This window comes from Streptomyces sp. JW3 (assembly GCF_052216785.1).
Lineage (GTDB): Bacteria > Actinomycetota > Actinomycetes > Streptomycetales > Streptomycetaceae > Streptomyces.
Genome location: NZ_JBQOUX010000178.1, coordinates 1 through 9,540, shown reverse-complemented (window position 1 = coordinate 9,540; position 9,540 = coordinate 1). Strand labels below are relative to the sequence as shown.

At 72.5% G+C, this 9,540-nt stretch carries 8 protein-coding genes; 5 read left to right on the top strand and 3 right to left on the bottom strand.

What is annotated here, in order from left to right:
* Positions 1-86: 86 nt before the first annotated feature.
* Positions 87-620 (bottom strand): DUF4245 domain-containing protein, encoded by a 534-nt coding sequence (locus ACTT8P_RS37040; protein ID WP_442836192.1) that lies wholly within the window; start codon positions 618-620, stop codon positions 87-89.
* 125 nt (positions 621-745) lie between these two features.
* Here ACTT8P_RS37040 and glpX point away from each other — a divergent pair, with 125 nt between their 5' ends.
* Positions 746-1,783: a class II fructose-bisphosphatase gene (gene glpX, locus ACTT8P_RS37035; RefSeq protein ID WP_442836191.1), complete on the top strand. Its 1,038-nt coding sequence runs from the start codon at positions 746-748 to the stop codon at positions 1,781-1,783.
* A gap of 141 nt (positions 1,784-1,924) precedes the next feature.
* Here glpX and ACTT8P_RS37030 read toward each other — a convergent pair whose 3' ends face one another.
* Both ACTT8P_RS37030 and ACTT8P_RS37025 read right to left on the bottom strand, forming a co-directional pair.
* Positions 1,925-2,302 (bottom strand): WhiB family transcriptional regulator, encoded by a 378-nt coding sequence (locus tag ACTT8P_RS37030; protein WP_361162770.1) that lies wholly within the window; start codon positions 2,300-2,302, stop codon positions 1,925-1,927.
* 124 nt (positions 2,303-2,426) lie between these two features.
* Complete coding sequence (locus ACTT8P_RS37025) at positions 2,427-3,122, bottom strand: DUF1707 SHOCT-like domain-containing protein (RefSeq protein ID WP_442836190.1); 696 nt, start codon at positions 3,120-3,122, stop codon at positions 2,427-2,429.
* Between the two features lie 154 nt (positions 3,123-3,276).
* On the opposite strand from ACTT8P_RS37025, the gene ACTT8P_RS37020 reads away from it, so the two are divergent.
* From ACTT8P_RS37020 to ACTT8P_RS37005, 4 genes are all read left to right on the top strand, one after another.
* Positions 3,277-4,944 (top strand): fumarate hydratase, encoded by a 1,668-nt coding sequence (locus tag ACTT8P_RS37020; RefSeq protein ID WP_442836189.1) that lies wholly within the window; start codon positions 3,277-3,279, stop codon positions 4,942-4,944.
* Between the two features lie 54 nt (positions 4,945-4,998).
* Positions 4,999-6,390, top strand: coding sequence for a class II fumarate hydratase (locus ACTT8P_RS37015; protein ID WP_442836188.1), 1,392 nt, complete (start codon positions 4,999-5,001; stop codon positions 6,388-6,390).
* 59 nt (positions 6,391-6,449) lie between these two features.
* On the top strand, positions 6,450-7,142 hold the full coding sequence (gene fomD / locus ACTT8P_RS37010; RefSeq protein ID WP_442836187.1) for a cytidylyl-2-hydroxypropylphosphonate hydrolase: 693 nt from the start codon (positions 6,450-6,452) through the stop codon (positions 7,140-7,142).
* Between the two features lie 280 nt (positions 7,143-7,422).
* The gene (locus ACTT8P_RS37005) at positions 7,423-9,495 is read left to right on the top strand and encodes an ATP-binding SpoIIE family protein phosphatase (RefSeq protein ID WP_442836186.1); all 2,073 of its coding nucleotides are present in this window, start codon (positions 7,423-7,425) and stop codon (positions 9,493-9,495) included.
* The last annotated feature ends 45 nt before the right edge of the window (positions 9,496-9,540 follow it).

Below are 9,540 nucleotides of genomic sequence, written 5' to 3'. Positions count from 1 at the left end.
CCCCCCCCCCCCCCCCCCCCCCCCCCCCCCCCCCCCCCCCCCCCCCCCCCCCCCCCCCCCCCCCCCCCCCCCCCCCCCGCGGCCGTTCAGGACATCTTCAGCGCCGCCGCCATCTTCGTCAGCTCACCGAACGAGCCGGTGCCGGCCACCACCGTCGTCGCGCCCTTCACCCCGTCGGTGTCCGTCAGCACCAGGGCGTCGTACCGGCCGCCCTCGTACCGGGTCCAGGTGCGGCCGTCGATCCGCTCGGTGACGTCGGTCGCCGTGGCGCCCTGGCTCGCCTCCTCGATGAAGGCGGACGGCTTCCCCGTCGACTGCTCGACCTGGACGTACTGACTGTCCGGGAGATGGAAGCCCAGGTGCCAGGTCTCGGAGTCGGTGGCCTGGTAGCGGACCGACGTCGGCTTCCACTCCTTGGGCAGCCCCTGCGGCGCGGCCACCGGGTACGGGGCGGCGCGGCGGGCGGTGAGCAGCTCCACCCGGTAGTCGACCCGCTGGAGGTCGGGTTCCTTGTCGTCGTGCGGGACGAAGGCCCACATGACCAGCCCGGCCAGGACGGTCACGCCCAGCGAGTAGATCATGTTCCGCGCGGTCTTCTGCTTGCCGTTTCTACCTGCCACGCCCCCCATCGTCGCAGGTACCCGAAGTGCTCATCCGTGGGGTCCCCTGCTCATACAGTCGGACTGGCGATAGAGTCATGGCCATACCCTCATCCGGCCGTCGTCGTACAGAAAGGTGCGTATCGATGACCGAGCATCATCACCATCTGCCGTCCGAGCTGGACGTCCCAGCCGAGGCCCCGGACCGCAACCTCGCGATGGAACTGGTCCGCGTGACCGAGGCGGCGGCGATGGCCGCGGGCCGCTGGGTCGGGCGCGGCGACAAGAACGGCGCCGACGGCGCCGCGGTGCGCGCCATGCGGACCCTCGTCCAGACCGTGTCGATGAACGGCGTCGTCGTCATCGGCGAAGGGGAGAAGGACGAGGCCCCGATGCTCTTCAACGGGGAGCGGGTCGGCGACGGCACCGGCGCCGAGGTCGACATCGCGGTCGACCCGATCGACGGCACCACGCTGACCGCGAACGGCATGACCAACGCGATCGCGGTGCTGGCCGCGGCCGAGCGCGGCTCGATGTTCGACCCGTCGGCCGTCTTCTACATGGACAAGCTGGTCACCGGACCGGAGGCGGCCGACTTCGTCGACATCAACGCGCCGGTCGCCGTGAACATCCGCCGGGTCGCCAAGGCCAAGCGGGTCACACCGGAGGACGTCACGGTCGTCATCCTGGACCGGCCGCGGCACCAGGGCCTGATCCAGGAGGTCCGGGAGACCGGCGCCCGGATCAAGCTGATCTCCGACGGCGATGTGGCCGGCTCGATCCTGGCGCTGCGCGCGGGCACCGGCATCGACCTGCTGCTCGGGATCGGCGGTACGCCCGAGGGCATCATCTCGGCCTGTGCGGTGAAGTGCCTGGGCGGCACCATCCAGGGCAAGCTGTGGCCGAAGGACGACGCGGAGCGGCAGCGGGCGCTGGACGCGGGGCACGATCTGGACCGGGTGCTGACCACGGAGGATCTCGTCACCGGGGAGAACGTGTTCTTCGTGGCGACCGGGATCACGGACGGGGAGCTGCTGCGGGGGGTGCGGTACCGGCCGGAGACGGCCACGACCGACTCCATCGTGATGCGGTCCAAGTCGGGGACGGTGCGGCGGATCGACTCCGAGCATCGGCTCAGTAAGTTGCGGGCGTACAGTGCGGTGGATTTCGACCGGGCGAAGTAGCGCCGTCGGGGTCATGGGTCGTTGTCGGGTGCGGGTAAGTCGCGGCTTGTCGCGCAGTTCCCCGCGCCCCTGGGACGACTGCCCCTCCGGCGTCATTAAGGCACCCTCTGTGCGGAGAGGGTGCCTTTGCGCTGCTTCCGGCTAGCCCGCCGCCGCTATGTGGCCCGTCGTCCTGGTCGTCTTCTTCAGTTCCAGGTCGCGGCGGCGCCTGCGGGCCAGGACCACGCGGCGTTCCGCGGCGGTGAGGCCGCCCCAGACGCCGTAGGGCTCGGGCTGGAGCAGGGCGTGCTCGCGGCACTCCACCATCACCGGACAGCGCGCGCAGACGCGTTTGGCGGCCTCCTCGCGGGAGAGCCGGGCGGCGGTCGGTTCCTTGGAGGGTGCGAAGAACAGACCCGCCTCGTCGCGTCGGCACACCGCCTCGGTGTGCCAGGGGGCGTCCTGGTCCCGGTCTCGCGCCGGCACCCGCTGGGCCGGAACGGCGGCTACCTGCAGGGACGAAGGCGGCGGTTGCAGCACGGTCTACTCCTGACGACGGCTTCGCGAGCGAGAGACGATGCAGCAAGCCTTACCCGCTGTACGCGCGCCTATGCACTGGGTCCCGAACCGCCGCGCCCACCCCGGGCGTTCACGACGGCAACGGTCAGTGCCCCAGGTGCCTGCGCACATGCCGGTCGACCTTGCGCTGGACCCGGTCCAGGATGTCCACGACCAGACTGCCGCGCTTGGGGCGGGCGTCGACGCTGCCCAGGACCGCCCAGCCGTCCACGTGCACCACGGGGGCCTCGGTCTCGGCGGAGTCGGCCGTGTCCACCTCGAAGCTGCCGAGCACGGCGCCGCCCGCGCCGCGCAGCGTCACGTTCTCCGGGACCCGGATGTCGACGCTGCCGAAGACCGAGACGGCCTTGACGACCACCTGCTGGTGCTCGAAGACCGCCTCGCTCAGGTCTATCTCGACGCTGCCGAAGACCGAGTAGGCGTGGATACGGCGGCCCGCCCGCCAGCGGCCCTTGCGGACGGCGGCGCTGAACACCGCGACCACGCTGTCGTCGGGCTCGGCGGGTATCGCGCCGGGCGCGGGGCGCCGCGGCGGTGCCGAGGGGAACGCGCGCCGCTCGTGGGCGGCGGGCAGGTCCCGGACGAACCCGTCCAGCTCGCCCACCGTCTTGGCGGCCAGCACGCCCTCGACCCGCTCGGCGTGCTCGTCGGCGCTGAGCCGCCCCTCGGCGTGCGCCTCGCGGAGCATGTCGGCGATGCGGTCGCGGTCGGCGTCCGAGGCGCGCAGTTCGGTGACGGGCGTGGGGGCGTCCTGCTGCGGCGCGTGCTTCTGAAGGTCCACGGCAGCAGCGTACCGAAACGCGATAGATCGCGACTAGCCCCCAGTGGGGATCGGTGAGGACAACCTCACAAGTTCACCGTCACCGGCAGGTTCTACGCTGAGGAACGCTGCCAACGGAGGCCAGCGACCGTCTGTCGAGTGAGGAATGGGCGAGATGCCTGAGTTCGCGTACACCGATCTGCTCCCCCAGGGAGAGGACACCACCCCGTACCGGCTGGTGACCTCCGAGGGTGTCTCCACCTTCGAGGCCGACGGGCGGACGTTCCTCAAGGTGGCGCCCGAGGCGCTGCGCAGGCTGGCCGAGGAGGCCATCCACGACATCCAGCACTATCTGCGTCCCGCGCACCTGGCGCAGCTCCGCCGGATCATCGACGACCCGGAGGCCTCCGGCAACGACAAGTTCGTGGCGCTCGACCTGCTGAAGAACGCCAACATCGCGGCGGCGGGCGTGCTGCCGATGTGCCAGGACACCGGCACGGCGATCGTGATGGGCAAGCGCGGCCAGCACGTGCTGACGGCGGGCGGCGACGAGGAGGCGCTCAGCCGCGGCATCTACGACGCCTACCAGAACCTGAACCTGCGCTACTCCCAGATGGCCCCGCTGACCATGTGGGAGGAGAAGAACACCGGCTCCAACCTGCCGGCCCAGATCGAGCTGTACGCGACCGACGGCGGCGCCTACAAGTTCCTGTTCATGGCCAAGGGCGGCGGCTCGGCCAACAAGTCGTTCCTCTACCAGGAGACGAAGGCGGTGCTGAACGAGTCCGCCATGATGAGGTTCCTGGAGGAGAAGATCCGCTCGCTGGGCACGGCCGCCTGCCCGCCGTACCACCTGGCGATCGTGGTCGGCGGCACGTCGGCCGAGTACGCGCTGAAGACCGCGAAGTACGCCTCCGCGCACTACCTGGACAACGCGCCCACCGAGGGCTCGCCGCTCGGGCACGGGTTCCGGGACAAGGAGCTGGAGGAGAAGGTCTTCGAGCTGACCCAGAAGATCGGGATCGGGGCGCAGTTCGGCGGCAAGTACTTCTGCCACGACGTACGGGTGGTCCGCCTCCCCCGGCACGGCGCCTCGTGCCCCGTCGCGATCGCCGTCTCCTGCTCGGCCGACCGGCAGGCGGTCGCGAAGATCACCGCCGAGGGCGTGTTCCTGGAGCAGCTGGAGACGGACCCGGCGCGGTTCCTGCCCGACACCACCGACGAGCACCTGGAGTCGGAGGGCGACGTCGTCCGGATCGACCTCAACCAGCCGATGGACGCCATCCTCGCCGAGCTGACCAAGTACCCGGTCAAGACCCGGCTGTCGCTGACCGGCCCGCTGGTGGTGGCCCGCGACATCGCGCACGCCAAGATCAAGGAGCGGCTCGACGCGGGCGAGGAGATGCCGCAGTACCTGAAGGACCACCCGGTGTACTACGCCGGTCCGGCGAAGACCCCCGAGGGGTACGCATCCGGGTCCTTCGGGCCGACCACGGCCGGGCGGATGGACTCCTACGTCGAGCAGTTCCAGGCGGCGGGCGGCTCCAAGGTGATGCTGGCCAAGGGCAACCGGTCCAAGCAGGTCACCGACGCGTGCGACGCGCACGGCGGCTTCTACCTCGGCTCGATCGGCGGCCCGGCCGCGCGGCTCGCCCAGGACTGCATCAAGAAGGTCGAGGTCGTCGAGTACGAGGAGCTCGGCATGGAGGCGGTCTGGAAGATCGAGGTCGAGGACTTCCCGGCGTTCGTCGTGGTGGACGACAAGGGCAACGACTTCTTCCAGGACCCGGCGCCGCAGCCGACGTTCACGTCCATTCCGGTGCGGGGGCCGGGGTTGGCCTGACCCGAACGGGCCTCGTCCAGGAACAACGGACCGGTGCCGTTCGCTGTACCGGACATGAGCGACAGCGACTACCGCATCGAGCACGACTCCATGGGCGAGGTCCGCGTCCCCGCAGCCGCCAAGTGGCGGGCGCAGACGCAACGGGCCGTCGAGAACTTCCCCGTCTCCGGGCAGCGGATCGAGCGGGCGCACATCGAGGCGCTGGCCCGGATCAAGGGGGCGGCGGCGAAGGTCAACGCCGAGCTGGGGGTGCTGGACCGGGAGGTGGCCGGGGCGATCGGGACGGCGGCGGCCGAGGTGGCCGACGGGAAGTGGGACGACCACTTCCCGGTCGACGTCTTCCAGACCGGCTCCGGCACCTCGTCCAACATGAACACCAACGAGGTGATCGCCACCCTGGCGAGCGAACGGCTCGGGCGGGACGTGCACCCCAACGACCACGTCAACGCCTCCCAGTCGTCCAACGACGTCTTCCCGTCCTCCCTCCACATCGCCGCGACCGCCGCGGTCAGCCGGGACCTGGTCCCGGCCCTTGAGCACCTGGCGGCGGCCCTGGAGCGGAAGGCCGAGGAGTTCGCCGACGTCGTGAAGTCGGGGCGGACGCATCTGATGGACGCCACCCCGGTGACCCTGGGGCAGGAGTTCGGCGGGTACGCGGCCCAGGTGCGGTACGGCGTGGAGCGGCTGCACGCCTCGCTGCCCCGGCTGGCCGAACTGCCGCTGGGCGGCACGGCGGTCGGCACCGGGATCAACACCCCGCCCGGGTTCGCCGCCGCCGTCATCGCGGAGGTGGCCCGCGCCACCGGGCTGCCGCTGACCGAGGCCCGCGACCACTTCGAGGCGCAGGGCGCCCGGGACGGGATCGTGGAGACCAGCGGGCAGTTGCGCACCATCGCGGTCGGACTGACGAAGATCGCGAACGATCTGCGCTGGATGTCCTCCGGCCCCCGCACCGGGCTCGCGGAGATCTCGCTGCCCGACCTCCAGCCCGGTTCGTCGATCATGCCGGGCAAGGTGAATCCGGTCATTCCGGAGGCGGTACTGATGGTCGCCGCCCAAGTGGTCGGCAACGACGCCACCGTGGCCACGGCGGGCGCGGCCGGCAACTTCGAGCTGAACGTCATGCTGCCGGTCATCGCCAAGAACGTGCTGGAGTCGGTGCGGCTGCTCGCCAACGTCTCCCGGCTGCTGGCCGACCGGACCGTGGACGGGATCGTCGCGCACCGCGACCGGGCCCGCGAGTACGCCGAGTCCTCGCCGTCCGTGGTCACGCCGCTGAACAAGTACATCGGGTACGAGGAGGCCGCCAAGGTCGCCAAGAAGGCGCTGGCCGAGCGCAAGACGATCCGTCAGGTCGTCGAGGAGAACGGGTACGTGGAGCGCGGGGACCTGACCGGGCAGCAGCTCGACGAGGCGCTGGACGTGCTGCGGATGACCCGTCCCTGACCGGGACCGAGGTGACGGATGCCGCAGCGCCGGATGCCCGCGGCACCTAATATCTCCGCATGGCAGACGGTGAAGCGGTGAGTACGGCCGCCCGGGCGGGCGGGCCGGCGTTCTGGACCCCCGGGACCCAGATCCTGTGGCGCTACCGGGAGAACGGCGGCCGCCGCCCGCACATCGCCCGCCCCGTCACCGTCGTACGCGACGACGCCGACCTGCTCGCCGTCTGGCTGGCCCCCGGCACCGAATGCGTCAAGCCGGTGCTGGCCGACGGCACGCCCCCGCACCGGGAACCGCTGGCCACCCGCTACACCAGACCCCGGACCGTGGCCCGCGGCCACTGGCTCGGCACCGGGGTGCTGAAGCTGGCCCGGCCCGGCGAGCCCTGGTCGGTGTGGCTGTTCTGGGAGCCGGGCTGGCGGTTCAAGAACTGGTACGTGAACCTGGAGGAGCCGCTGACCCGCTGGTCCGGCGGCGTCGACTCCGAGGACCACTTCCTGGACATCACCGTCGACCCGGACCGCGGCTGGCAGTGGCGGGACGAGGACGAGTTCGCGCAGGCCCAGCGGGACGGGCTGATGGACGCGGCGCTGGCCGAGCGGGTGCGGGCGGCCGGCCGGGCCGCCGTGGCGGTGATCCGGGCCTGGGGGCCACCGTTCTCGGACGGCTGGCAGCACTGGCGCCCGGACCCCGCGTGGCCGGTACCGTTCCTCCCGGCCGACTGGGATCGCACGCCCGCGCACGTGTCCTCATGAGACCCTTGATGCGCCCCCGGGCAAGAAACGTAGGATCGTCCTCCGCAAGGGCTCGCGGCGGCAACAGGCGTGACACGCACAGGGCTTGACCGAACGTCACCGAGGGGCGGCAGGACGTGAGCGAGGGGTACGAGGGCAGCGCCGGCAGGGACCGCGGCCGGTGCGGCGGCGGTACAGGCACAGCCTCTGACCACGCGGAGATTCCGTTCCCGGGACGGCAGTTCCGGGTACTCGGAGTTCTGCGGGACGAACTGCACGCACGGCGCGCAGTCGCGGACGGATGGATTCGACACGCGTGACGGAGCACCCGATCTCCTTCGAGCGCCCTCAGCCGGGCGTCGACCCCACGGACCCCCGCGGGGCGCTGTTGCACACCCCGGCACCGCCGCGCGCCCCGGAGGGCGCCCTCCCGGCGCAGGGCCGCACCGGGGACACCCCGCCGACGCCACCCGTGCCGCCCGCGCCCGCCGCGGCGGGCGCGGACCCCGTCGGGGTCTCCGAGCACGCCCAGCCGGGCACCGAGGAGCCGGCCGGGTCCGGCGCCCACCGCCCCCGGCCGGTGCCGGTCCAGGAGGACGCCGCGGCCGAGCCGACCGGTCCGGAGCGGCGCAGCGGGCAGCCGCTGCCGCCGGGCCGGCCCACGCCGATGCGGCGGGACGGGGAGCGGCTGCGGTTCGTGGGCGCCGCGACCCGGCGGATCGCCCGCGGCATGGACCTCGACGAGATCGTGATGGGGCTGTGCCGGGCGACCGTGCCCACGTTCGCCGACGCGATCCTGGTCTATCTGCGCGAGCCGCTGCCGGTCGGCGACGAGCGGCCCACCGGTCCGCTGGTGCTGCGGCTGCGCCGCACCGACCGGATTCCGGCCGAGCGGGACACCGAGGGCGGCTTCGTGCCGCCGGTCCAGCCGGAACCGGCCGAGCTGGACCCGGTCGGCGCCGAGCTGTGCGAAGTACGGCCGGGCAGCGCGCTGGCGGAGGTGCTGCGCGGGGTGCGGCCGGTCTTCACGGACGCGCCCGCGGCCCGTGCCGCGCTGCCCGAACTCCTCGGCGACCTCAGCGAACTGCCCATCCCCGAGGGACAGCGCGCCATCCTCGCGCCGCTGCGCGGCCGGCGCCGGGTGATCGGCGCCGCGCTGTTCCTGCGCCGCCCGGACCGGACCGCCTTCGAGGCCGACGACCTGCTGGTGGCCGCGCAGCTCGCCACGCACAGCGCGCTGGGCATCGACAAGGCGGTGCTGTACGGCCGCGAGGCGTACATCGCGGACGAGCTCCAGCGCACGATGCTGCCGGAGAACCTGCCACGCTGCACCGGCGTCCGGCTGGCCTCCCGTTACCTCCCGGCCGCCGAGACGGCCCGGGTGGGCGGCGACTGGTACGACGCGATCCCGCTGCCCGGCAGCCGGGTGGCGCTGGTGGTCGGGGACGTGATGGGGCACTCCATGACGTCGGCGGCCATCATGGGCCAGCTGCGCACCACCGCGCAGACCCTCGCCGGACTCGATCTGCCGCCCCAGGAGGTCCTGCACCACCTCGACGAACAGGCCCAGCGGCTCGGCACCGACCGGATGGCGACCTGTCTGTACGCGGTCTACGACCCGGTCTCGCACCGCATCACCATCGCCAACGCCGGCCATCCGCCGCCCGTCCTGCTGCACCTGGGCGGCCGGGCCGAGGTGCTGCGGGTGCCGCCGGGCGCCCCGATCGGCGTCGGCGGGGTGGACTTCGAGGCCGTGGAGCTGGACGCGCCGGCCGGCGCCACCCTGCTGCTGTACACCGACGGTCTGGTGGAGTCCCGGCTGCGGGACGTGTGGACCGGCATAGAGCAGCTGCGGGAGAAGCTCGCCGCCACCGCCCAGCTGACCGGCCCGGACCATCCGCCGCCGCTCGAAGCCCTGTGCGACGAGGTGCTGGACATGCTCGGTCCTGGCGACCGGGACGACGACATCGCGCTGCTCGCCGCCCGTTTCGACGGGATCGCGCCGAGCGACGTGGCGTACTGGTACCTGGAGCCGGAGGACGCGGCGCCCGGCCGGGCCCGCCGGCTGGCCCGGCACGCGCTGGCCCGCTGGGGTCTTGAGGAGCTGACCGACTCGGTCGAGCTGCTGGTCAGCGAGGTGGTCACCAACGCGGTGCGGTACGCGTCCCGGCCGGTGACCCTGCGGCTGCTGCGGACCGACGTGCTGCGCTGCGAGGTCGGCGACGACGTGCCGCAACTGCCCCGGCTGCGGCAGGCCCGCGCCACCGACGAGGGCGGCCGCGGGCTGTACCTGGTGAACCGGCTGGCCCGGCGCTGGGGCGCGACCCGGCTGAGCACCGGCAAGGTGGTGTGGTTCGAGCTGAACCACGGCTGAGCTTCCGGCAGAGGGGAGGGGCGCCCGGTGTGCACCGGGCGCCCC

Bases quoted from the DNA above. Each gene is read 5' to 3' on its own strand.
- glpX (WP_442836191.1), top strand. From the start codon at position 746: ATGACCGAGCATCATCACCATCTGCCGTCCGAGCTGGACGTCCCAGCC.
- ACTT8P_RS37020 (WP_442836189.1), top strand. From the start codon at position 3,277: ATGCCTGAGTTCGCGTACACCGATCTGCTCCCCCAGGGAGAGGACACC.
- ACTT8P_RS37015 (WP_442836188.1), top strand. From the start codon at position 4,999: ATGAGCGACAGCGACTACCGCATCGAGCACGACTCCATGGGCGAGGTC.
- fomD (WP_442836187.1), top strand. From the start codon at position 6,450: ATGGCAGACGGTGAAGCGGTGAGTACGGCCGCCCGGGCGGGCGGGCCG.
- ACTT8P_RS37005 (WP_442836186.1), top strand. From the start codon at position 7,423: ATGGATTCGACACGCGTGACGGAGCACCCGATCTCCTTCGAGCGCCCT.